This is a genomic window from Verrucosispora sp. TAA-831, from assembly GCF_050780145.1.
In the GTDB taxonomy this organism is placed as follows: domain Bacteria; phylum Actinomycetota; class Actinomycetes; order Mycobacteriales; family Micromonosporaceae; genus Micromonospora.
Genome location: NZ_CP192240.1, coordinates 6,738,945 through 6,760,915 on the forward strand (window position 1 = coordinate 6,738,945; position 21,971 = coordinate 6,760,915).

At 72.8% G+C, this 21,971-nt stretch carries 22 protein-coding genes; 10 read left to right on the forward strand and 12 right to left on the reverse strand.

The features are described from left to right. Window positions 1-13: 13 nt before the first annotated feature. The 3 genes from ACQVFL_RS30005 to mobA all read right to left on the reverse strand — a co-directional run bounded on the left by ACQVFL_RS30005 (window position 14) and on the right by mobA (window position 2,025). Complete coding sequence (locus ACQVFL_RS30005; protein WP_431728133.1) at window positions 14-1,096, reverse strand: T3SS (YopN, CesT) and YbjN peptide-binding chaperone 1; 1,083 nt, start codon at window positions 1,094-1,096, stop codon at window positions 14-16. Between the two features lie 87 nt (window positions 1,097-1,183). Next, on the reverse strand, window positions 1,184-1,441 hold the full coding sequence (locus ACQVFL_RS30010; RefSeq protein ID WP_396697436.1) for a DUF6457 domain-containing protein: 258 nt from the start codon (window positions 1,439-1,441) through the stop codon (window positions 1,184-1,186). Next, window positions 1,438-2,025 (reverse strand): molybdenum cofactor guanylyltransferase, encoded by a 588-nt coding sequence (mobA, locus tag ACQVFL_RS30015; protein WP_431728134.1) that lies wholly within the window; start codon window positions 2,023-2,025, stop codon window positions 1,438-1,440. The genes ACQVFL_RS30010 and mobA overlap by 4 nt, the downstream gene beginning before the upstream one ends. Window positions 2,026-2,220: 195 nt before the next feature. On the opposite strand from mobA, the gene fdhD reads away from it, so the two are divergent. Next, window positions 2,221-3,075, forward strand: coding sequence for a formate dehydrogenase accessory sulfurtransferase FdhD (fdhD, locus tag ACQVFL_RS30020; RefSeq protein WP_431728135.1), 855 nt, complete (start codon window positions 2,221-2,223; stop codon window positions 3,073-3,075). A gap of 84 nt (window positions 3,076-3,159) precedes the next feature. Here fdhD and ACQVFL_RS30025 read toward each other — a convergent pair whose 3' ends face one another. The 4 genes from ACQVFL_RS30025 to ACQVFL_RS30040 are packed head-to-tail and all read right to left on the reverse strand — an operon-like array spanning window position 3,160 to window position 6,877. Continuing rightward, window positions 3,160-3,870, reverse strand: a complete 711-nt coding sequence (locus tag ACQVFL_RS30025) for a GAP family protein (protein ID WP_396697442.1) — start codon at window positions 3,868-3,870, stop codon at window positions 3,160-3,162. Then, the gene (locus tag ACQVFL_RS30030) at window positions 3,867-5,225 is read right to left on the reverse strand and encodes an MFS transporter (protein WP_431728136.1); all 1,359 of its coding nucleotides are present in this window, start codon (window positions 5,223-5,225) and stop codon (window positions 3,867-3,869) included. Before ACQVFL_RS30030 ends, ACQVFL_RS30025 begins: the two co-directional genes overlap by 4 nt. Beyond that, on the reverse strand, window positions 5,222-5,797 hold the full coding sequence (locus ACQVFL_RS30035) for a helix-turn-helix domain-containing protein (RefSeq protein WP_396697446.1): 576 nt from the start codon (window positions 5,795-5,797) through the stop codon (window positions 5,222-5,224). The genes ACQVFL_RS30030 and ACQVFL_RS30035 overlap by 4 nt, the downstream gene beginning before the upstream one ends. Before the next feature lie 48 nt (window positions 5,798-5,845). Then, window positions 5,846-6,877, reverse strand: a complete 1,032-nt coding sequence (locus tag ACQVFL_RS30040; RefSeq protein ID WP_431728137.1) for a DUF4192 domain-containing protein — start codon at window positions 6,875-6,877, stop codon at window positions 5,846-5,848. 206 nt (window positions 6,878-7,083) lie between these two features. Between ACQVFL_RS30040 and ACQVFL_RS30045 the strand changes: the two genes are divergently transcribed. From ACQVFL_RS30045 to ACQVFL_RS30075, 7 genes are all read left to right on the forward strand, one after another. Beyond that, window positions 7,084-7,998, forward strand: a complete 915-nt coding sequence (locus ACQVFL_RS30045; protein ID WP_431728138.1) for a fructosamine kinase family protein — start codon at window positions 7,084-7,086, stop codon at window positions 7,996-7,998. After that, window positions 7,995-9,008, forward strand: coding sequence for a GTP 3',8-cyclase MoaA (gene moaA / locus ACQVFL_RS30050; RefSeq protein ID WP_396697452.1), 1,014 nt, complete (start codon window positions 7,995-7,997; stop codon window positions 9,006-9,008). The genes ACQVFL_RS30045 and moaA overlap by 4 nt, the downstream gene beginning before the upstream one ends. Continuing rightward, window positions 9,005-9,259 carry a MoaD/ThiS family protein gene (locus ACQVFL_RS30055; RefSeq protein WP_396697454.1) on the forward strand — a complete coding sequence of 85 codons (255 nt, stop codon included), beginning with the start codon at window positions 9,005-9,007 and terminating at the stop codon, window positions 9,257-9,259. Before moaA ends, ACQVFL_RS30055 begins: the two co-directional genes overlap by 4 nt. A 15-nt stretch (window positions 9,260-9,274) precedes the next feature. Then, the gene (locus ACQVFL_RS30060) at window positions 9,275-10,537 is read left to right on the forward strand and encodes a metallophosphoesterase (RefSeq protein WP_396697456.1); all 1,263 of its coding nucleotides are present in this window, start codon (window positions 9,275-9,277) and stop codon (window positions 10,535-10,537) included. Window positions 10,538-10,598: 61 nt separating this feature from the next. Next, window positions 10,599-13,808, forward strand: coding sequence for a UvrD-helicase domain-containing protein (locus ACQVFL_RS30065; RefSeq protein WP_431728139.1), 3,210 nt, complete (start codon window positions 10,599-10,601; stop codon window positions 13,806-13,808). 158 nt (window positions 13,809-13,966) lie between these two features. Then, the gene (locus ACQVFL_RS30070; protein ID WP_431728140.1) at window positions 13,967-14,629 is read left to right on the forward strand and encodes an LppU/SCO3897 family protein; all 663 of its coding nucleotides are present in this window, start codon (window positions 13,967-13,969) and stop codon (window positions 14,627-14,629) included. Window positions 14,630-14,771: 142 nt separating this feature from the next. Beyond that, window positions 14,772-16,010, forward strand: a complete 1,239-nt coding sequence (locus tag ACQVFL_RS30075; protein WP_396697462.1) for an AAA family ATPase — start codon at window positions 14,772-14,774, stop codon at window positions 16,008-16,010. Window positions 16,011-16,159: 149 nt separating this feature from the next. On the opposite strand, the gene ACQVFL_RS30080 is transcribed toward ACQVFL_RS30075, so the two are convergent. Continuing rightward, window positions 16,160-16,705 carry a GNAT family N-acetyltransferase gene (locus tag ACQVFL_RS30080; protein ID WP_396697464.1) on the reverse strand — a complete coding sequence of 182 codons (546 nt, stop codon included), beginning with the start codon at window positions 16,703-16,705 and terminating at the stop codon, window positions 16,160-16,162. 151 nt (window positions 16,706-16,856) lie between these two features. On the opposite strand from ACQVFL_RS30080, the gene ACQVFL_RS30085 reads away from it, so the two are divergent. Together ACQVFL_RS30085 and ACQVFL_RS30090 are read left to right on the forward strand one after the other, a co-directional pair. Next, window positions 16,857-17,402, forward strand: a complete 546-nt coding sequence (locus ACQVFL_RS30085) for a DoxX family protein (RefSeq protein ID WP_131053439.1) — start codon at window positions 16,857-16,859, stop codon at window positions 17,400-17,402. 225 nt (window positions 17,403-17,627) lie between these two features. Next, on the forward strand, window positions 17,628-19,073 hold the full coding sequence (locus tag ACQVFL_RS30090; protein ID WP_431728141.1) for a glycosyltransferase 87 family protein: 1,446 nt from the start codon (window positions 17,628-17,630) through the stop codon (window positions 19,071-19,073). A gap of 47 nt (window positions 19,074-19,120) precedes the next feature. On the opposite strand, the gene ACQVFL_RS30095 is transcribed toward ACQVFL_RS30090, so the two are convergent. Genes ACQVFL_RS30095 through moaC form a run of 4 tightly spaced genes read right to left on the reverse strand, consistent with a single transcriptional unit; the run spans window position 19,121 to window position 21,774 of the window. Then, window positions 19,121-19,540 carry a molybdenum cofactor biosynthesis protein MoaE gene (locus ACQVFL_RS30095; RefSeq protein ID WP_131053441.1) on the reverse strand — a complete coding sequence of 140 codons (420 nt, stop codon included), beginning with the start codon at window positions 19,538-19,540 and terminating at the stop codon, window positions 19,121-19,123. Continuing rightward, on the reverse strand, window positions 19,534-20,793 hold the full coding sequence (locus ACQVFL_RS30100; protein WP_431728142.1) for a molybdopterin molybdotransferase MoeA: 1,260 nt from the start codon (window positions 20,791-20,793) through the stop codon (window positions 19,534-19,536). The genes ACQVFL_RS30095 and ACQVFL_RS30100 overlap by 7 nt, the downstream gene beginning before the upstream one ends. Before the next feature lie 22 nt (window positions 20,794-20,815). Further along, window positions 20,816-21,286 (reverse strand): molybdenum cofactor biosynthesis protein B, encoded by a 471-nt coding sequence (locus ACQVFL_RS30105; RefSeq protein ID WP_396697474.1) that lies wholly within the window; start codon window positions 21,284-21,286, stop codon window positions 20,816-20,818. After that, a complete protein-coding gene (gene moaC, locus ACQVFL_RS30110; RefSeq protein ID WP_396697476.1) occupies window positions 21,283-21,774 on the reverse strand; it encodes a cyclic pyranopterin monophosphate synthase MoaC in 492 nt (163 codons plus the stop codon). The genes ACQVFL_RS30105 and moaC overlap by 4 nt, the downstream gene beginning before the upstream one ends. Between the last annotated feature and the right edge of the window lie 197 nt (window positions 21,775-21,971).

The following is a 21,971-nucleotide window of genomic DNA, read 5'->3' on the forward strand; positions in this document are numbered from 1 at the left end:
TACCGCTGACGCCTCAGAGGTACATGCCGGTGCGGTGCTCGCCCCGTCCCGGCTTGTCCCCCTCACCGAAGAAGCGCTTCCCACCGAACTCGCCGTGCAGGCGGTCGTCCAACTCGTCCGCGAGGCCGGTCATCACCTGCACGGCGAGCATCAGATGGGTGGGTTGGAAGTTCCGGCCGAAGACCGGGATGGAGGCCCACACGGTGTCGTCGGCGCAGTAGAGCCGACCGATCGGCATCCGGTTGGTCAGCTCGGAGAGCTTGACGTACAACCGCTCGGTGGGCTCGACCTCGGTGAGGACCGGGGAGAAGACGTCGACCAGCGGCGGATTGTCCCGGACGCGGACGAAGACCATCGCCGAGCCGGCGCGGATGTTGATGTCGCCGTCGGAGTCGACCTGGACCCGGTCGGAGTCCGACTTGAGCATGGTGGAGACGACGGTGCGTACCCGCTCGGCCAGGTCCAGCACCTCGGTCTCCGGGCTGTCCCCACCGGCGGCGGCCAGCGCCTCCTCCAGCTCGGTGCCGATCTCCCGCGCCAGGCCGAACTCGCTGCGCGCCGTGCCCAGCGGCGGACCCGTCAGCGGCTCACCCTCGGCGTCCTCGATCTGGTAGACCAGGAACGCGGGATGCGGTGCGCCGTAGATGTCCCGCAGCGTGCGGGAGAGCACCGCCGCCAGCCGGGTGGCCTCGTCGACCCCGCAGTGCAGGCCGAACTGGTCGCCGGAGCCCTCCACCACGCCGGGCGGCGACCAGCCCAGCGCCACCATGTCGGCGACGGCTGCGCGGTCCAGCCGGTATCCCTGCGGCAGGGTGGCGTTGCCGACCGCGCGGGCGTTGAGTCGGCCGTCCGTACCGACATCGGTCCCGACGGCGTAGATCGCGTCGTCCGTGCCGGAGGCGGTCGGGTCGAGCGTCAGCTCCACGCTCGCCCCCGCCGGCAGGTCGACCAGCCGGTCGGCCAGCGCCCTCGCGAACTCCCGCCACGCCTGGGTCACCTTCGCCCGCAGGTCGGCCGTGGTCGGCTCGTCGAGCAGGATCGACTCGTGGTGATGCGCCGGCGTGCCGGGCGGCGCCGAGGGGTGGTCTGCCGTCATGATCGCCTCCGTCCGTTCCGGTCACCCTACCCAGCCGCCGTATCGGTCGGCGCAGCCCGGACCGTGATCGGACAACCCCCGATGCGGTCAGTCCGCCGGCCGGTGACCGCCCAGCTCGACCGGCCAGGTGCCGGCCAGGTCGGCGAGCCGGGACGCCGCAGCGACGGGATCGGCGCCACGCCCGACGGCCAGCCCGAGCAGGTACGCGGTGACCGGAGCACCCGGACGGACCACCTGGTGGGCCACGTCCCGAGCCAGGTCGAGCACGGTCGGCACCGGCACCTGGGCCGGCTCCAGCCCCAGTTCCGCACAGGCCGCCGTCACCCAGTCGTCCAGCACCGTCATCGCGCCCACTCCTCCGCCCGGCGTACGTCACCGTCAGTGTCGCAGTCGAACCACGGCGGTGGGCCGCCGCCGGACCACGTCACCTCGCGTACGACGAGCCCGGCGAGCAACTCCCGCAGCGGTGCTCCGGCATACCGCCCGGCGAGCCGGTCCAGCGCCGCACGCAGGGCGTCGGTACGCCACACCCCGCACAACGTCTGCCGCCGCCCCGAGGCGTCCACGAAACACACCCCGTCCGCCTGCGGTGCCGTGTCCAGCTCACCCAACAACTCACCGACGGCGGGCCGGGTCAACAGCGGCAGGTCGGCGGCGAGCAGCGCGACAACCGGTACACCCGGTTCGAGCCGGGCCACTCCGGCCGCGGTGGCGGCGACCGGGCCGCCACCGGGCGGCGACTCCCGGGCCGGGAGCACCCCCGCCGGGGTCGGCCCCGGACCGACCAGGATGCGGGGCATCGCGTCGGCGACGGCGGCGAGCACCCGTTCGCGCATGGGTACCCCACCGACGGGCTGCGCCGGTTTGTCCCGCCCACCCATCCGGCGCGCGGCCCCGCCCGCGAGCACGATCGCCGCGTACGCCGTCACCGGGTCACGGTAACCCGGGCGGAAGCGGCCCGGTTCCCGGCGCAGCCCGGCGACCGGGTGGCGGCTCGGCGGGGGCGCGCGGGACGGGCGCAGCGGTGAGATTCGGCGGCGGGCGCGGGGCTGGGGCGGCTCGGGGCTGGGGCCGGGTGGAGCGGCGACGTGCGGCGGGGTGTGCGGGCGGGGCAGGATGGCGGGGTGGGACGGGCCAGTGACCGACGCGAGGTGCTCCGCGTCGACCTCGACGCGGCGGACACCGGACGGATCCGGGTCCGCCGACCGGACACGCTCGCCGCCGAGGAACCGCTGGAGATCCGGGTCGGGCCGGCCGGTCCGGACCGACGCCGCCCGCTCTCGGTGACCATGCGGACCCCCGGTGCCGACCTGGATCTGGCGCTCGGCTTCCTGTTCACCGAGGGGCTGATCCGCGCGGCGGACGACGTGTCCACCGCGCAACTCTGTGCCGGCACCGACACACCGAACACCTACAACGTGGTCGACGTGACCCTGGCTCCGGGCGTGCCGTCGCCCGGCGCCGAGACGACCCGGCACTTCCATACCACCAGCGCCTGCGGGGTCTGCGGCAAGGCGAGCATCGACGCGGTCCGTACCCGGTCCCGGTTCGACGTGGCCGCCGACCCGCTCACCGTTCCCGCCGGGGTGCTGGCCCAGCTTCCGGAGCGGCTACGGGCCGGTCAGCGGGGCTTCGACCGGACCGGCGGTTCACACGCGGCGGGGTTGTTCTCCGCCGACGGCGAGTTGCTGGTGCTGCGCGAGGACGTGGGTCGGCACAACGCGGTGGACAAGGTGATCGGCTGGGCGGTCCGCGAGCGCCGACTGCCGCTGGCCGGGCACCTGCTGCTGGTCTCCGGCCGCGCCAGTTTCGAGCTGACCCAGAAGGCGTGGATGGCCGGGCTGCCGCTGCTCGCGGCGGTGTCGGCGCCGAGCACGCTCGCGGTCGACCTGGCCGCCGAGGCCGGGCTCACCCTGGTCGGCTTCCTGCGCGGCCGGACGATGAACCTCTACACCGGCGTCCACCGGGTGACCGACTGACCGTACCCGCCGCGCATCCGGCCGCCACCCGGCGCAGGACATCGGCCGCCGCTTCAGGCTCGGTGGATGGTCACCGCCCGGCGATCAGCGGTTGGCCAGCAGCTCGAACAGCTCCAGCCGGACGGCGGCGTCACGGGCGATGAGGAAGCCCGCGATGCCCAGGACCCAACCCAGCATGCTGCCGGACGAGCGCACGATCCACGCATTGAGGCGGGCCAGCAGCGGCTCGATCTGCCGGGGCCAGGCCACCCGCGCGGCCAACAGCACCAGCGCCGGCAGGACCATCACCAGGCAGTACCCCGCCAGCAACGCGACCACCTGCGGCACGTTCAGGCCCGAGGTGGTCAGCAGACCCAGGGCACCCAGGTACGGCAGCATGGTCGCCACCTCGGCCAGCGCGGCGAACACCGCCAACCCGACCAGCCAACGCGCCGACGAGTCACCGGACGTCGCCCGGTCCCGCCAGCGCAACACCCGACCGCCGCCGCCACCGCGCTTGCCGTCGTAGCGGAAGCTCAGCACGAACAGCCCGACACCGAGCGCGAGTTGCCCCCACAGCACCGGGCGGTTGTCCAGTGCACCACCCAACAGCTCGGCGAGCCCGCTGCCCCCGAAGTAGAGCAACAGCCCGACCAGGAAGTAGAAGCAGGCGATGGTGCCGAGGTAGGTCGACACCCGCCCGACGCGAACCGGCCCCGGAGCGAGCAGCAGCCAGACCGGGATGAACAGGGTGCCGATACTGGTGCTGTCGACGAGCGCCAGTCCCGCGAGCGACAGCAGTAGCGCGACACTCATGCCGGATCCACGGTATGCAGACTCATCCGCTGATTATCGGTGGGCCCGTCTACCGGCCGCCCGGGTAGCGCGCCCTGCCGAGCACGCGGGACGGCCTCCCGGAGTCCGGGCGCGGGTCGGCCCATGGTGCGCCAGGGTCCACCGAGGAGCGGGGCCAGGACCACCAGGAGGTAACCGGTGCCGGCGGCGACGAGGGTGGCCGTGGTGCCGACGTGTTCGCTGGCGAAGCCCGCCCCGAGCGCGCCGAGCGGGATGGCGGCCCAGGCGACCGCGCCGATCACGCCGTACACCCGGGCCCGCATCCGGGCCGGTACGCGTTCGAGCTTGATCGCGCCGATCATGGGGTTGATCGCCCCGGCGGCGAAACCGGCGCTCGCGAACACGGCGAGCAGGACCGGCAACGGCAGCCCGGCGGCCATCGCCCAGAACGGCGGCGGACCGGCCACCGCGAAGGCCACCACGAAGGTGACCCGGCGGGGCAGCCGGTGACCCACGGCGCTGAACACCAACGAGCCGGCCAGGGCACCGCCGCCCATGGCACCGACGAGCAGCCCGAGGGCCGCCGCTCCACCGAGGTCCCGGTGCGCGACGACGGGTAGCAACACGGTGGTCTTGGTCGCGTCGAAGAAGTTGGTCACCAGCACCAGCGGGACCAGGACCCGCAGCAGCGGCTCGGCGAGCAGGAACCGGACGCCGGCGGCGAACTGCCGCCAGTAGCCGGTGTCGCCGCCGGTCGTGGGCCCGTCGACGTTCGCGGTCCGGTCGGCACCGGTCTGGAGGGTCGACGGCACCAGTACGGCGACGACCACGGCGGACAGCACGAACGTGACCGCGTCGAGGACCAGCACGGGCAGCGCTCCCAGGGTGGCGACCAGCAGGCCGGCCACCGGTGCGCCGAGCAGTCGGGCACCCCGCTCGGTCGCCTCGAACCAGCCGATCGCCCGCTCGGTGGGCAGACCGGCGGCGCTGGCCGCCTCGGGCAGCAGGGCGACCCGGGCGGTCTGGCCCGGCGTGTCGAGCAGCCCGCTGAGGAACACCAATGCGAGCAGCGCCCAGAAGGGCAACCCGACCGTGGCGTGCAGGAGAGGGATCGCGGCGACCGTCAGGCAGGAGACGAGATCGGCGAGCACACTCGCACGGCGGTAGCCGATCCGGTCGACCAGGACTCCGCCCAGCGCGCCGCCGAGCACGATCGGCGCGGTCGCGACGGCCCCGGTGATGCCGGTGGCGGCGGCCGAGCCGGTCTCGGCGAGTACGTAGAGCGGCAGCGCGATGATCGTGAGCATGTTGCCGGTCAGCGAGACCGTGTGCCCGACCAGCAGACCGACAAGTGGCGTGCGGGACGCGCGGCTCATTCGGGCCGCCGGAACGCGTGGTAGATCAGCGTGACCGGGCGGGCGTCGGCCCGGTCCGGGTCGCTGCGCTCCCTCCAGCGCGCGGCCAGCGCCTCCAGGTCGGCCCGCAGTTCCCGCAGTTGGGCAGCGGTGAGGTGGTAGGCGTTGTCGCTGCTGGCGGTGCCGCGTACCCACTCCGGCTCGAAGGTCGCCTCGGCGGCGAGGTAGCTGTTCAGCGCTGCCTGGTACCGCTCCAGCACGGCACGCCGCAGCAGGTCCGAGGCGACCTTCCGCTCCGGGTCGTCGAGTGTCTCCAACGGCTCCCAGGAGGTGGTGGCGTGCGCGGCCCGCCACCACCGCTCGCGACGGTTGCGCGCACACTCCGGGGCCTCCTGCACGAAGCCGTGCTCGGCGAGCTTGCTCAGGTGGTAGCTGACCGAGCCGACCGCCTCGTCGACGACGTCGCTGAGCATCCCGACGCTCTGCGGCCCCCGCAGCCGCAGTTCACCGAGGAGCCGTAGCCGGGTGGGGTGGGCGAGAGCCCGCATGGCACGGGGGTCGGTCAGGTGCAGCACGGGCTCGTCGTTCGGCATGCCGCCACCCTAGACGTACAAGAAAGGACGTACAAGACTTCTTGTCAATCATCGCGGACGGCGACGGGATCGCCGCCCGCCCCGCCGCAGCGCCTTGGGTGATCTCGGCCAACCGTCCAGGCGTGACGGCGGCACTCCCCGACGGAGCAGGTCGTCCAGGAGCAGGGCGAGTGAGTAGTCCGGGTGCTCGGCCAGCACCCGCTCCAGCGCCACCGCCGCCAGCGCGCCCTGCCCCGCGCGCCACGCGGCGAACGCCAGCAGAGCGCCCGGCGCGGCGGACAGCTCCGGCTCGGCCCGGCGCACCAGGTCGGTCCAGAACGCCACGTCCTCGTCCCGGCCGTCGGTGTGTTCCCAGGCGTGGTCCCGCACCGGCAGGTGGGTCAGCAGCAGGCAGAGCCACGCCACCTCGTCGTCGGTCAACGGCTCGCCGTCACGGTGCCGACGTCGAGTGACCCGCAACGCCGCCACCCCGGCCGTCCGCAGCGCCCGGCCGCCGAGCAGGTCGGCCGGGGGCGCCTCGGCCAGCAGGTCGGCGAAGCGCCGCTCGGCCCGTTCGACGGCGCGCGGCATCTCCGGCCCACCGAGCGGGGCCACCGCTGCGACGAGAGCGGCCCGGTCCGGCAGCGCGACCTGGCCGGCGAAGACCGCCGCAGCCGGCACCGCACTGACCTGCGGGTCGTACGGGGTGCCCTCGGGCGGGCAGCACTCCGGTTCCTGACAGACGTACGACCACCACCGGCCACCCGTGACCCGCAGCGCGTCCAGCACGGTGAGCCCGGCGTCGGCCAGCGCCACCCGGACCGCGTCCACGGCCGGAGTGACCCGGGCGGCCGGACCGTACCCGATGGCCGTGGCCGAATCGGCGCCCTGCCGAGCGGTCACCGCGGCGATGTGCTCCGCCGACTCCTGCGGATCGCCCTCGCCGGGCAGGTCCGTCCGAGCGGCGAAGACGATCCGCGAGCCGGTCAGCGCCACCACCACGACGCTGTCGGTGGGGTGGAAGCCGAGCAGGTACGGCACGGCCGCGATGAGGTCGGCGGGCGATCTGACGGTGAGCCGGGGCAGGTCCGTGGAGTTCATGCGGCCAGCCTGCGAGCGGACCGGTTCCCGCCGCCGCCCCTGTGGACGACACGCGGGTTATCCACAGTCACCGTGCGCATTCTCCCAGCTCAGCGCGATTCGCCTGATTCCCGCACGCTGCGTACGGATGTAAGGAGGGGACCCTTCCTATACACGAGGCGTTAGTAGGGGGCCCTTCCTTACTCCCGAAGGGATACCTTGCGGGGATGGATCTGGCGTACCTGCGGGCGCATCCGGAGCAGTTACCGACCTTCCTGACCCACCAGCGGATCCGGGAGACTCCGGTGCGTGGCGGCGACATCTGTGCCGCCAGCCGACTGACCCTGGACGACGGGCACTCGGTGTTCGCCAAGACCTGGCCGGAGCACGCCGGCCGGAAGGTGCCGGAGGACTTCTTCGCCACCGAGGCGGCCGGGCTGCGCTGGTTACGGGAGGCCGACGCGGTCGCCGTACCGGAGGTGCTGGTGGCCCTGCCCGACCTGCTCGCGCTGGAGTGGGTGCAGCCGGGCGAGCCGCAGCGGGCGGCGGCCGACCGTTTCGGGCGTGAGCTGGCCGAGACGCACCGGGCCGGGGCACCCGCCTTCGGGGCACGCTGGCCGGGCTTCATCGGCGCGCTGCCGGCCGACAACTCGCCGCACGACGGTCCCTGGTCGGCCTGGTTCGCTCAGGCCCGGATCGTGCCCTACCTGCGTCGTTCGGTCGACGGCGGCGCCCTGGACGCCACCGCCGCCGCGCTCGTCGAGCAGGTCGTGGACCGCATCGAGGAGTTCGGTGGGGACGAGCCGCCCGCCCGCATCCACGGCGACCTCTGGCCGGGCAATCTGCTCTGGGGCGCCGACGACCGGGTCTGGTTGGTCGACCCGGCCGCGCACGGTGGGCACCGGGAGACCGATCTCGCCCAGCTCGCGCTCTTCGGCGGGGCACCGTACGCGGACCGGATCCTGGCCGCGTACGACGAGACCTGGCCGTTGGCCGACGGGTGGCGCGACCGGGTGTCGTTGCACCAGTTGCATCTGCTGCTGGTGCACACCGCGATGTTCGGCAGCGCGTACCGGGATTCGGTCGTCCACGCCGCCCGCGCCACCCTGAGCGGGGCCGAGCGCGCTACGGTCGACGGGTGAGCGTCGCCCCGCCGACCACCGGCGCCCTCGTCGACCGGTACGGCCGCGTCGCCCGGGACCTGCGGGTCTCCCTGACCGACAAGTGCAACCTGCGCTGTACGTACTGCATGCCCGCCGAGGGACTGCCCTGGCTGGCCGGGCCGAAACTGCTCACCGACGACGAGGTGGTCCGGCTGATCCGGGTGGCGGTGTGCCGGCTCGGCGTGACCGAGGTACGGTTCACCGGCGGCGAACCGCTGATCCGCCCGGGGCTGGTCGACATCGTCTCGGCCGCCGCCGCACTCGACCCGCGCCCCCGGCTCTCGCTGACCACGAACGGCATCGGACTGCACCGGCTGGCTCCGGCGCTGCGCGAGGCCGGGCTGGACCGGGTGAACGTCTCGCTGGACACGCTGGACCGTGAGCGCTTCACCCGGCTCACCCGGCGCGACCGGCTCTCCGACGTGCTGGCCGGGCTGGCCGGTGCCGCCGACGCCGGACTGACCCCGGTCAAGGTCAACGCGGTACTGATGCGGGGCGTGAACGACGACGAGGCACCGGCGCTGCTCCGCTTCGCCCTCGACCACGGCTACGAGCTGCGGTTCATCGAGCAGATGCCGCTGGACGCCCAGCACGGGTGGGACCGCGACGCCATGGTCACCGCCGAGGAGATCCTGACGACGCTACGCGCGGCGTACGCGCTGAGTCCGGATCCGACCGCGCGCGGCACCGCGCCCGCCGAGACCTGGCTGGTCGACGGCGGCCCGGCGCGGGTCGGCGTGATCGGCACGGTGACCCGGCCCTTCTGCGGCGACTGCGACCGGACCCGGCTCACCGCCGACGGTCAGATCCGCAACTGCCTGTTCGCCACCGAGGAGTCGAACCTGCGGGAGGCGTTGCGGGCCGGGGCCGACGACGACGAGGTGGCCCGCCGCTGGACGGCGGCGACCTGGGGCAAGCGGGCCGGACACGGCATCGACGACCCGACCTTCCTGCAACCGACCCGGCCGATGTCGGCCATCGGAGGGTGACCGTGTCGACCCTGACCGTCCGCTACTTCGCCGGGGCCCGGGCCGCCGCCGGTCGCGCCGAGGAGACCACCACCGCCGGCCGGTCGCTGGACGAGGTGCTGGCGGAGTTGTCCGACCGGCACGGGGCGCGACTCGTGCCGGTGCTCAAGGTGGCGAGTTTTCTGGTCGACGGTGTGACCTGTCATGATCGGAAGCAGCCGCTACCGGCCGGAGCGACGATCGACGTCCTGCCTCCCTTCGCCGGTGGCTGAGGGGGATCCACAAACGTGTTCGCGGTACTCGGCTTCGTGGCCACGCTTGCCCTGATCACCGGGCTGATCCACCTCTACCTCTGGAAGCGGCTGGTCAAGGACACCACCACCGCCGGGCGCTGGCGGCGGATCGGCACGGTCAGCGCGGTGGTGCTGGCGCTGCTCGTACCGGCGACCATGATCGGCACCCGGTCCGGGATGTACTGGCTCGCCTGGCCGGGTTATCTCTGGCTCGCGGTGATGTTCTACCTGCTGGTGATCCTCGTCGCGCTGGAAGTGCCGATGCTGGTGACGCGGCTGGTGCTGCGCCGCCGGGCGGCGTCCGTCGCACCGGAGCCGGCCCGGGTCGGCAGCGTCACCCCGGCGGACCCGCCGAGCACCGACGACGCCGGGTCGGTCGCCCCGGCAGCCGACGACGCGGGTGTCGGCCCGGACCACGACCCGTCCCGCCGGTTGCTGCTCGCCCGTGGTGCGGCGATCTTCGCCGGGCTCACCGCCACCGGCCTGGTCGGGTACGGGGTGCGGACCGCGATGGGCCCGCCCCGACTGGACCGGGTGCAGATCCCGCTGGCGAAGTTGCCGCGCAGCATGGACGGCCTGCGCATCGCCACCGTCTCCGACATCCACATCGGGCCGCTGACCGGTCGGGCGCACACCGAGCGCATCGTCGCCGCGATCAACCGTCTGGACGCCGACATCGTCGCGGTCGTCGGTGACCTGGTCGACGGCACGGTGGCCGAGCTGGGCGACGACGCCGCCCCGCTGCGCGACCTGCGGGCCCGGCACGGCAGCTACTTCGTCACCGGCAATCACGAGTACTACTCGGGTGTCGAGGAGTGGGTGGCCGAGGTCGACCGGCTCGGACTGCGGGTCCTGCAGAACCAGCGGTTGGAGATCGCCGCCCGGGGTGGCGTGCTCGACCTGGCCGGCGTCAACGACGTCAGCGCGGTCGGCACCGGCGTCTCGGCCCCGCCCGACTACGCGGCCACCCTCGCCGACCGGGATCCGTCCCGGCCGGTGGTGCTTCTCGCCCACCAGCCGGTGGCCGCGATGGAGGCCGCGAAGTACGGCGTCGACCTGCAACTGTCCGGGCACACCCACGGTGGCCAGATCGTGCCGTTCAACCTGCTGGTCAAGCTGGAGCAGCCGGTGGTCTCCGGCCTGGGCGAGGTGGACGGGACCAAGGTCTACGTGACCAACGGGGCCGGCTTCTGGGGCCCGCCGGTGCGCGTCGGCGCGGAGCCTCAGGTCACTCTCGTGGAACTGCGTTCGGCATAGCGAACCTCACGCCCGAGCGTGGCGGCGCGCATGGGCGTGGCCGGTCGTGGCAGGATGCGGCGTGCCTCCGTTCAGCGCCGTACCCCCCGGTGGCCGCCCGCCCTTCGTCGCGGATCTGCACATCCACTCGAAATACTCGCGGGCCTGCAGCCGTGACCTGACCCTGCCGAACCTCGGCTGGTGGGCGAAACGCAAGGGCATCGCGGTGCTCGGCACCGGCGATTTCACCCACCCCGCCTGGTACGACCACCTGCGGGAGACCCTGCGCCCCGCCGAGCCCGGTCTGTACCGATTGTCCGACGAGACCGAGCGGGACATCGCCCGCCGGTTGCCGCCCCGGTTGTCCAGCCACGCCGAGAGCGATCCGGTGCGGTTCATGCTCAGCGTGGAGATCTCGACGATCTACAAGCGGGACGACCGGACCCGCAAGGTCCATCACCTGATCTACCTGCCGGACCTCGACGCGGTAGGCCGGTTCAACACCGCGTTGGGCCGGATCGGCAATCTCGGGTCCGACGGCCGCCCGATCCTCGGCCTGGACTCCCGTGACCTGCTGGAGATCACGCTGGAGGCGAGCCCGGACGGTTACCTCGTGCCGGCGCACATCTGGACACCCTGGTTCTCCGCGCTGGGCTCGAAGTCCGGCTTCGACGCGATCGCCGACTGCTACGCCGACCTGGCCGAGCACATCTTCGCGGTGGAGACCGGGCTCTCCTCGGACCCGGCGATGAACTGGCGGGTCGGCAGCCTTGACACCTACCGGCTGGTGTCCAACTCGGACGCCCACTCGCCGCCCGCGCTGGCCCGGGAGGCGACCGTCTTCGCCTCGGACCGGGACTACTTCGGCATCCGGGAGGCGTTGCGGACCGGCGACGGGCTGGCCGGCACGATCGAGTTCTTCCCCGAGGAGGGCAAGTACCACGCGGACGGCCACCGGCTGTGCGGGGTGAACTGGGCACCGGAGCGGACCAGGGCAGCCGCCGGACGCTGCCCGGAGTGCGGCAAACCGCTGACGGTGGGCGTCCTGAGCCGGGTCGAGGACCTGGCCGACCGGCCCGAGGGGTACCGGCCGGAGCACGCGCCCGAGGTAACTCACCTGATCCAGCTCGCCGAGATCCTCGGTGAGATCAACAAGGTCGGTCCGCGTTCCAAGAAGGTCGAGGGCAAGCTCACCGACCTGGTCGCCGCGCTCGGCTCCGAACTGGACATCCTGACCCGTGCCCCGCTGGACGACATCGGGCGGGTCGGCGGCGAACTGCTCGCGGAGGGCATCGGTCGACTTCGCCGCGACGAGGTCCGTCGGGTGCCCGGCTACGACGGCGAGTACGGCGTCATCACCCTCTTCGACCCGAGCGAACTGGGCGCCGGTGCGGCGTCGAGCGGGCAGGAGACGCTGTTCGACGTGCCCGTGCAGGTACCCGCGCAGCGGCGACCCGCCGAGTCGGTCGGCGTGGAGACGAGGGCGAAGCGGCCGGCGGCCAAGGCGGAACCGAAACGCAAGGCGGCTCCCGCACCCGTCCCGCCACCACCGATCGCGCCGCCGCCCTCCCCGCATGAACCGTTCGAGCCGATGCTGGCCGGCATGGAGGAGGTGGGCAGCGGGCTGTTGGACCGGCTCGACGCCATGCAGCGGGTGGCCGCCTCGGCACCCGGCGGCCCGTTGCTGATCGTCGCGGGTCCGGGCACCGGCAAGACCCGTACGCTGACCCACCGGATCGCATACCTCTGCGCGGAGCTGAACGTCTTCCCCGAGCGGTGCCTGGCGATCACCTTCACCCGACGAGCCGCCGAGGAGCTGCGGCACCGACTCGACGGGCTGCTCGGGCCGGTCGCCGAGGACGTCACCGTGGGTACGTTCCACTCACTCGGACTGACCATCCTGCGGGAGAACGCGGCCACGGCCGGTCTGCCGGACGACTTCCGGATCGCCGACGACGCCGACCGGACGGCGGCCCGCGCGGAGGCCGGGGACGATCCGGCCCGGTACACGTCGCTGCTGCGCAAGCAGGGCATGGTCGACCTGGACGACCTGCTCACCCTGCCGGTGGCGCTGCTGCGCGAGGACCGCAGGCTGGTCGAGCGCTACCGGGACCGCTGGCAGTGGATCTTCGTCGACGAGTACCAGGACGTCGACGCCGTCCAGTACGAGCTGTTGCGCCTGCTCAGCCCCGCCGACGGCAACCTCTGCGCGATCGGTGACCCGGACCAGGCGATCTATTCGTTCCGGGGCGCCGACGTCGGCTACTTCCTGCGCTTCTCCCAGGACTTCACCGACGCCCGGCTGGTCCGGCTGAACCGCAACTACCGGTCCTCGGCGCCGATCCTGGCCGCCGCCGTACAGGCCATCGCGCCGTCGTCGCTGGTCCGCGGACGCCGACTCGACCCGGCCCGGCTCGACCCGGAGGCCCCGCTGGTCGGACGGTACGCCGCGGCGTCCGTCGCCGACGAGGCCGACTTCGTGGTACGCACCGTCGACGACCTGGTCGGCGGATTGTCCCACCGGTCGCTGGACTCCGGGCGCATCGACGGCCGGTCGAGCACGTTGTCCTTCTCCGACATCGCGGTGCTCTACCGCACCGACTCGCAGGCCGCATCGATCGTGGACGCTCTGGCCCGGGCCAACGTCCCGGTGCAGAAGCGATCGCACGACCGACTGCGGGACCGGCCCGGCGTGATGGCCATCGCGCGCGAGCTGCGGCATGTCACCGACGTCGACGGCGCACTGCCCGCCCGGGTACGCCTCGCCGGCCAGTCGCTCGCGGAACGGTTCGCCACGCCCACCCTCGACGGCTCGCACGGGGTCCGGCCGGAGGACGTGCGTACCGCGGTCGACCTGCTGGCTCCGCTGGCCCGCCGGTGCGGTGACGACCTGGAGATGTTCCTGTCCCAGCTCGCCACCGGGGCGGAGGTGGACGCGCTCGACCCCCGCGCCGAGGCGGTCACCCTGTTGACCCTGCACGCCGCCAAGGGCCTGGAGTTCCCGGTGGTGTTCCTGGTCGGAGCCGAGGACGGACTGCTGCCGTTGCGCTGGCCGGGCACCACCCCGGACGAGGACGCGATCGCCGAGGAGCGGCGGTTGTTCTTCGTCGGGCTGACCCGGGCACAGGACCGCCTCTACGTCAGCCACGCGGCACGCCGGGTCCGACACGGGTCGGAGCGGGACTGCCGACCGTCCCCGTTCCTCGACGTGATCGACGCCGGCCTCTTCGAGCGGCTCGGTGACACCGCTGGACCCCGCCGACCGAAGGACCATCAGCTTCGGCTCATCTGAGCGTCCGTCGCCCTGCGCAGGGTGGATGGGGCGGCGCGGCGCAGTGACCGTTACGTGATCGCGTACGGACGGTCGGTGAGACGGTCGCACGCTACGGTGACGTGGGCGACGACCGGCACCGGCCCACCGTTTCCCCCCACGGCCTCAGGAGTGCGTGCATGGCGAACTACGGACCACCGGGTGGCGGCGGCCCTTCGCCGTGGCACGAGCCGAGCCATGGCGGACAGCCCTACGGCGGTGGACAGGGCTACGGCGGTGGACAGCCCTACTACGACTCGTCGGACACCGCGACCTATCCGCCCTACCAGGGCGACGGTGCGGAGTCCGCGTACGCCGGGCAGCCGGTGCCACCACCGGAGCGCGGGCGGGGTCGGGGTCGGGTCTTCGCGGTGCTGGCGGCCGTCCTGGTGCTCGTGCTCGGGGGCGCGACCGCGTTCTACCTGCTCGGGCAGGACGACGAGACGCCGACGCCGGTGGCCGCCCCCACTCCGGAGGAGGCGCCGGTGACTCCGGCCGGGCCGGACGACGAGGACGAGACGCCGACCGACCCGCCGTCGGACGCCTCGTCCACCGATCCCCGGTTCGTCGAGCCCGGTGAGTGCGTACGCAACGAGGGGCCCGCCAGTGGGAAGCCCAAGCTGGTGATCAGCGAGTGCGTGCCGAAGTCGTACGAGGTGCTGCGTCGATTCGACGGCAAGACCAGCGGCGAGCGGGACGCCGAGGCGAAGTGCGCCCCGGTCGACGGCTACACCAACTGGTACTTCTACGACAGCGAGCTGGACTCGCTGGACTTCGTGCTCTGCCTCAAGCAGCGCGGCTGACCGTCGGACCGACGATCGGTCAAACTAGTGCTGTCTAGCGTCCACGCTAGACAGCACTAGTTTTTGGTCGACGGCAACACGCCGGTAGCCCCGTCTATCCATGTCTAGCCTCCCGTCTAGACGGCCCGATACTGTGCGATTCGTGGATCCGGTCCGCAATCCGTACGCTCCGGGCGCTGGTCAGCGCCCGCCCGAACTGGCCGGGCGGGGGCGGGAGCTGGACGTCTTCGACATCGTGCTGGAACGCATCGCCCGAGGTCGTCCGGAGCGGAGCCTGATGCTCACCGGGCTGCGGGGCGTCGGCAAGACCGTGCTGCTGAACACGCTGCGCTCGCAGGCGATCAACAACCTCTGGGGCAGCGGCAAGATCGAGGCCCGCCCCGACCAGTCACTGCGCCGACCGATCGCCGCGGCCCTGCACATGGCCGTCCGGGAACTGGCCCCTCGCCATCGCGCCCCGGACCGGATCGACGCGTTCCTCGGGGTGCTCAAAGCCTTCGCCCAACGGGGCGCCCCGACCGGTCGCGCCGGTGCCGCCAAGCTGCGCGACCGGTGGCAGCCCGGCATCGACGTACCGGCGGCCACCGGCCGGGCCGACTCCGGCGACATCGAGATCGACCTGGTCGAGCTGCTCACCGACGCCGCCTCGGTGGCCAGTGACGTGGGCACCGGCGTGGCCGTCTTCATCGACGAAATGCAGGATCTCGGGGCGGAGGACGTCTCCGCGCTCTGCGCGGCCTGCCACGAACTCTCCCAACTCGGCGCACCACTGATCGTGGTCGGCGCCGGCCTGCCGCACCTGCCGGCGGTGCTGAGCGCCGCCAAGTCGTACTCCGAGCGGCTGTTCCGCTACCAACGCATCGACCGGCTCGACCGCATCGCCGCCGACCAGGCACTCTGCGCACCGGCCGAGCGGGAGGACGTGGAGTACGAGGCGAAGGCGCTCGACCTGCTCTACGAGAAGTCCGGCGGGTATCCGTACTTCGTCCAGGCGTACGGGAAGGCGACCTGGGACCACGCGCCCCGATCACCGATCACCGCCGCCGACGTCCGGGTGGCCGCCCCGGAGGCCGAGGCCGAGTTGGCGGTGGGGTTCTTCGGTTCGCGTTTCGAGCGGGCCACCCCGGCCGAACGCGAGTACATGCGGGCGATGGCGACCCTCTCCCTGGTCGAGGGGGCAGCCGACGGAGGCGGCCGGGACGACATGGACGCCGCGGTGCCGACCGCCGAGATCGCGCGCGCTCTCGGCCGCAAGCCCGCCAGCCTCTCCCCGGCCCGGGACGCCCTGATCAAGAAGGGCCTGATCTACTCCGGCGAACGCGGCACGGTCGCCTTCACCGTCCCGCACTTCGGCCGCTACCTCCGCACCCAACCCGCCTGACACGGCCTCGCGACCCGACTTGCCAACCTCGCCGCGAGATCACGCTCGATCCGGGATCGAGTGGTCTCGGGGCAAGGGTGACACCACTCGATCCTGCATCGAGCACGACCACAACTCCATGATCGCGGACGCAGGCGAGGTGGGGCGGGTCAGACCTTGGACCACGGGGGCGGGAAGACCACCTCGCCCCGTGGGGCGGGCGGCTCGCCTGAGGTCGTCGGGGGGAGGACCAGGGCCTGCCATGGTTCGCCCAGCCCGGACCACGGGCTGGTCAGGCCCATCCGGTCGGCTCGGCTAAAACCGAAGCGCCGGTAGTACGCGGGGTCGCCGAGCACCACGACCAGCCGCTCGCCGAGTTCGGTGGCCGCCTCCAGGGCTGCCTGCACCACCGCGCCGCCGAGCCCGATCCGTTGCCGGTGCGGTGCCACCGCCACCGGTCCGAGCACCAGCGCCGGGACGTTGACCCCGTCCGCGCACACCCGGACCCGGGTCAGCAGGGCGTAGCCGACGATCTCGCCGCCGTACTCGGCGACCATCGCCAGCATCGGCAGCCACGCCTCGCCGGCCCGCAGTTCGTCGACGAGGCGTACCTCCGGCGGGGTGGTCACGTCGGGGCGGGCGAAGGCGGCGGCCAGTACCCGGCGGACCGCGCCGGTGTCTGCCGGGTCCTCGGGTCGGAGCCGCAGCGTCGTCACGCCGGGAGGTTACCGCGCGCGACGCACGCATCAGTGACGGTCGCTGGAATCGGCGTGGCGTCCTCACCACTCGGACCATCCGACCCACCCGATCGATCGAGATGGGCCGTTGCGGGGCATGTCGAGGTCACGGACGGGGTATGACTGTTCCATGACGCCCGTACGATCCCTCGCCCGCGCCATGTTGAGCGGCATCTTCGTGGTCAGTGGCGCCCGCAACTTCACCAACCCCGAACGCCTGGTGCCTGCGGCGCAGCCGGTCACCGACCGGGTGGCGCCGCTGCTGCAACGGGCCGACGCCCGCATCCCCACCGACACGGTGAGCCTGATCCGTGCCAACGCCGCCGTCCAGTTCGGTGCCGGGCTGATGCTGGCCACCGGGAGGTTCACCCGGCCGGCGGCTCTCGTCCTGGCCGGCACGCTGGTCCCGGTCACCCTCGCCGGGCATCCCTTCTGGCGTAACGACGACCCGGCGGCGCGGAACAACAACCAGATTCACTTCCTGAAGAACCTCGGCCTCCTCGGCGGGTTGTTGCTCGCCGCAGCGGACACCGAGGGGAAGCCGGGACTGCGGTGGCGGGCCGGTCACCGCATCGGCCACTCCCGACGGTCGGTACGCCGTGCCGTCCGGACCGCACGCCGGGAGGCCCGGATCGCCGTCCGCTCGGCGGCAACCGCGCGCCGAATCCCCGGCTGAGTCGCAGTCACCCCTCGCTGACCTGCGTTTATCCCACCCCCACACTGGCTAAGGCCGCGAATCACCTGAACCGCCCGGTAGGCGTTAACGCGGTGGAAATGTCAAAAGATTGTGTGGGATCGGACACGGTCGCATAACGCGGGAGGCACTGACGTGAGGCGCCGTTCTAGGCTCCCTACCGGACCTGGACGGGTAGGACGACCTTGGTACGGGGGTGGCCGAGCCATGCCGACGAGCGTCGGTAAAAGGCCGGACCGCCTCGCCGCAGTCCGCCGCGTAACGCGTGGGATCGATCGTAGGACAGTCGTACGGGCCGGCATCGTCGCCGCCGTCGCCTATGCCGCATGGCTTGCCATCGGCGCTTTCGGGCGTCCGTACAACTTCTTCGACATGAAGATCTACCACGGCGCGGTGGTCTGGTGGGCGAGCGGTCACGAGCTGTACGAGTTCGTCGCGCCCGACACCACCCTGGGTTTCACCTACCCACCCTTCGCCGGGCTGGCGATGCTGCCCATGGCGCACCTGCCGGTGACCGTGGCGGGGCTGGTGAACGCACTGGTCAGCATCGCGGTGCTGGCGGTGGTGCTGGCCGCCCTGCTGCGGCCGATCGTGGACCGGCTGGGCTGGCCACTGTGGTACACGGTGGCCATCGCCACGCCGCTCGCCATCGCCATCGAGCCGACCCGGGAGACCCTCGGCTACGGGCAGGTCAACCTCCTGCTGTTCGCCCTGATCATGGCCGATCTGGTGGCGCTGCGCTGGCGGTCGCGGCGCGGCACGCACCAGGCGGAGAGCGACGGCCCGCTGCTGCGGTTCGTTTACGGTGGTGCCTGGGCCGGTGTGGGCATCGGCCTGGCCACGGCCGTGAAACTCACCCCGGCGTTGTTCATCTTCTACCTGATGATCACCCGCCAGTGGCGGGCTGCCACGACCGCGATCGGCACCACCGTCGCCGTGACCATCGGCAGCTTCGGCGTCGTGGGCGCCGAGTCCCGGGCCTACTTCGGCAACGTGCTGTGGCAGACCGAGCGGGTCGGTGCCGCCGACATGACGCCCAACCAGTCCCTGGCCGGTCTGCTGGCGCGGCTGTACGACTCGATCGAGACCCCGACGCTGCTCTGGCTCGCCTTCGCGGTGCTGGTGCTGGCGCTGGGTCTGTCCCGGGCCTCGCAGTCACACGCCGACGGTGACGAGCTGACCGCCTTCACGCTGGTCGGCCTGACCGCCAACGTGATCAGCCCGATCTCCTGGACGCACCACCTCGTCTGGGTGATCCCGGCGATCATCGTGCTGGCCGACGCGGCGGTCCGCCGTCACGACGCCAGTCGAGGTCCGGCTCTGCGATCCCCCTCCGGCGCGTACGGCGGCCCACCTGGGGTCTCCACGCTGCGCCCGCCGATCTGGTACCCGACGTTGACCGGGCTCCGCCACGGCATCGCCGCGATCGGGCTCTACCTGCTCTTCCTGATCTCGCCGATCTGGCCGTACGAACACCAGCTCCCCGAGGTCTCGCACTACGAGAACGGGCTGTTCGGGGCGCTGATGGAGAACTCGCTGGCGCTGGCCCTGATCGTGCTGGTCGCCGCGCTGCCCTGGCGGCCGGGTGCGGAACCCGCCTTCTACACCGACCGGATGGCCCGCACCGCCGCGCTGCTGCAACACCGGCGCTGACACCGGTGCGTCGGCGGTGCCGGGTCGACGTGACCCGGCACCTGCGATCACGGGCAGTTGACCCACTCCTCGGTGCCGTCGGCAAAGACCTGCCGCTTCCAGATCGGCAGCCGGGCCTTCACCTCGTCCACCAGTTTGGCGCAGGCGGCGAACGCGGCCGCCCGGTGTGCGGTGCTGACGGCCGCGACCAGTGCCGCGTCGCCGATGGCGAGCGGACCGATCCGGTGTGACACGGCCACCGCGTAGACGTCGGGATCGGCCGCGATCTCGGCCGCCACCTCCCGCAGGATGGTGGCGGCACTCGGGTGACCCTCGTACTCCAGGCTCACCACCGCGCGGCCGTGGTCGTGGTCGCGGACCACGCCGGCGAAGGAGACCACCGCGCCGGCCCGCCGGTCGGCGACGGCGGCCTCGTGGGCCGCCAGGTCCAGCGGTTGTTCGGTCACGTCCCCGATCACGATCACCATGCCCGCTCCCCGGGCAGCAGCGGCAGCGGCACCAGCGGCACCCGATCGCCGACCGCGCCGGTACTGCCCGGCCGGATGACGGCGAACCCGTCCGAGCCGGAGAGCCCACGCAGCATCGCGGACCCGACGTGCCGGACCGGGTGGGCAGTCCCGGCGGCCTGGTCGAGACGGACCAGGGCGAGGTGGGTGTGGTCGCCGCGTCCCGGCACCGGCTCGGCCAGCGTGACGTGCGGCAGCACCGGCGCCACCCGGCCGGTGAGACCCGCCAGCAGTGGCGCGACGAGCGAGACCAGCGCGACGACGGCGGACTGCGGGTTGCCGGGCAGCCCGGCGACGAACCGGACCCGACCGTCGCCGCCGGCCACCCGGGCCAGCAGCATCGGGAAACCGGGGCGTACTGCGACGGTGTTGACCACGTAGTCCGCGCCGAGTTCGGCCAGTGCCGGGTGCAGGTGGTCGACCGGCCCGTGCATGGTCCCGCCGGTGGTGCAGACCAGGTCGGCGTGGGCCAGCGCGGTGCGCAGTGCGGCGACGTGGTCGGGCAGCGTGTCGGCCACCGGTCCGACCACATCGGCCGGACGGATCTGACAGCCGTACCGGCGCAACCAGCTCGGCACGGTCGGGCCCAACGCGTCCCGGACCCGCCCGGCGGCGGGTGGACCGGCGGTGAGCAGTTCGTCCCCGAAGACCAGCAGCGCGGCCCGGGGCTGCCGGCGTACCCGCAGCGTGTCGTGACCGCAGGAGGCGGCCAGTCCGATCACCGCCGGGTCGACCGGGGTACCGGCCGGAAGCAGTTCCTCGCCGGCCGCCGCCTCCTCACCGGGACGCCGCCACTCCGGCGTACCGCGCGGCACGCCGTCGACCGACCCGTCGGCGGTACGCGTCGACTCCTCCACCCGCAGCACGGCGGTGGTGCCCGACGGCACCATCGCACCGGTGGCGATCTCGACGGTGGTCCCGTCCTCGGTCAACGGGGCCGGCGTACCACCGGCCAGCACCCGCCCGACCACCCGCCACGGACCGGCACCCCGGACCGCCCAGCCGTCCACACTCGACGTGGGGAACGCCGGCAGGTCCGTCCGGGTGGTGAGCGGTTCGGCGAGGGTGTACCCGTCGACGTCGGCGAGCGGGCGCTCGATCGCGGGGAGTACGGCGGCCAGGCCCACCGCGTACACCCGGGAGCGCGCCTCCTCCCAGCCGGCCGGCGGCGGCGCGACGGCGCCCTCGGTGGCGGATGCGGTTTCCGTTCTCACCCGGCCGAGCCTATCGGTTCGCCTAGTGGTCGCCACCGCGCAACTGGTCGACGGTGTGCGCGAGGATCGGCCCCAGCACGGCGAGACCGTCCCGGGCGCCACCGGTGGACCCTGGAAGGTTCACCACCAGGGTGCGCCCGGCCACCCCGGCCACGCCCCGGGACAGCACGGCGGTGGGCACCCGGTCACGGCTGTGGGCGCGCAGCGCCTCGGCGATGCCGGGGATCTCGTAGTCGAGCAGCGCCCGGGTCACGTCGGGAGTCCGGTCGGTCGGCGTGACTCCGGTGCCGCCGCTGGTGACCAGCACGTCCACCCCGGCGGCCACCGCCGCGCGGATCGCGTGTCCCACCGGCTCGCCGTCCGGCACCACGACCGGGTCGTCCACCTCGCAGCCCAGCTCGCGCAGCCCGTCGGCGAGCAGCGGGCCGCTGGTGTCGGCGTACACGCCGGCGGCGGCACGGTTGGACGCCACCACCACCCGGGCGCGGATCACGGCCGGTCCGCCGGACGCTCCCAGAGGCCGGTCTTGCCGCCCTCCTTGCGCACCACCCGGACCGCCTCGACGCTCGCCGCCGGGTCGACCGCCTTGACCATGTCCACCAGGGCCAGCCCGGCGACGGCCACGGCGGTCAGTGCCTCCATCTCGACGCCGGTCCGGTCGGCCGTGCGGGCGGTGGCGGTGATCTCGACGCTGTCCGTGGTGGGCTCCAGGTCGACCGTGACGCCGTGCAACGCGATCGGATGGCAGAGCGGGATCAGGTCGGGGGTGCGCTTGGCGCCCATGATCCCGGCCAGGCGGCCGACGGCCAGCGCGTCGCCCTTGGGCAACCCGTCCCGGCGGAGCAGCTCGATCACCTCGGACGTGGTGCGCAGCCGACCGGCCGCGACGGCCACCCGACCGGATACCTGTTTGGCGGAGACGTCGACCATGCGCGCCGCACCGGTCGCGTCGACGTGGGTGAGCTGGGCGGGTTCGGTCACGCCGGCGAGCCTATCCCTCCGCACCGGCGTGCCCGGTGTGCGGTACTTCGCGGAAGGAGTGGCGCTCGCGCGCCGCCCCTTCCGCACCCTTGCCCCGGTAGCTGGGACGAACCGGCGGCAGGTGTCGCGACGAGATCCGTCCGTGGCGGATCTCCCCCCGTCGGCGACGTGGAGACGCTACCGAGCCGGTCGATAAG

Excerpts from the sequence above, each read along its gene's own strand:
- ACQVFL_RS30005 (WP_431728133.1), bottom strand. The coding sequence starts at position 1,096 with ATGACGGCAGACCACCCCTCGGCGCCGCCCGGCACGCCGGCGCATCAC.
- ACQVFL_RS30010 (WP_396697436.1), bottom strand. The coding sequence starts at position 1,441 with ATGACGGTGCTGGACGACTGGGTGACGGCGGCCTGTGCGGAACTGGGG.
- ACQVFL_RS30025 (WP_396697442.1), bottom strand. The coding sequence starts at position 3,870 with ATGAGTGTCGCGCTACTGCTGTCGCTCGCGGGACTGGCGCTCGTCGAC.
- ACQVFL_RS30030 (WP_431728136.1), bottom strand. The coding sequence starts at position 5,225 with ATGAGCCGCGCGTCCCGCACGCCACTTGTCGGTCTGCTGGTCGGGCAC.
- ACQVFL_RS30035 (WP_396697446.1), bottom strand. The coding sequence starts at position 5,797 with ATGCCGAACGACGAGCCCGTGCTGCACCTGACCGACCCCCGTGCCATG.
- ACQVFL_RS30040 (WP_431728137.1), bottom strand. The coding sequence starts at position 6,877 with ATGAACTCCACGGACCTGCCCCGGCTCACCGTCAGATCGCCCGCCGAC.
- ACQVFL_RS30045 (WP_431728138.1), top strand. The coding sequence starts at position 7,084 with ATGGATCTGGCGTACCTGCGGGCGCATCCGGAGCAGTTACCGACCTTC.
- ACQVFL_RS30070 (WP_431728140.1), top strand. The coding sequence starts at position 13,967 with ATGGCGAACTACGGACCACCGGGTGGCGGCGGCCCTTCGCCGTGGCAC.
- ACQVFL_RS30085 (WP_131053439.1), top strand. The coding sequence starts at position 16,857 with ATGACGCCCGTACGATCCCTCGCCCGCGCCATGTTGAGCGGCATCTTC.
- ACQVFL_RS30090 (WP_431728141.1), top strand. The coding sequence starts at position 17,628 with ATGCCGACGAGCGTCGGTAAAAGGCCGGACCGCCTCGCCGCAGTCCGC.
- ACQVFL_RS30095 (WP_131053441.1), bottom strand. The coding sequence starts at position 19,540 with ATGGTGATCGTGATCGGGGACGTGACCGAACAACCGCTGGACCTGGCG.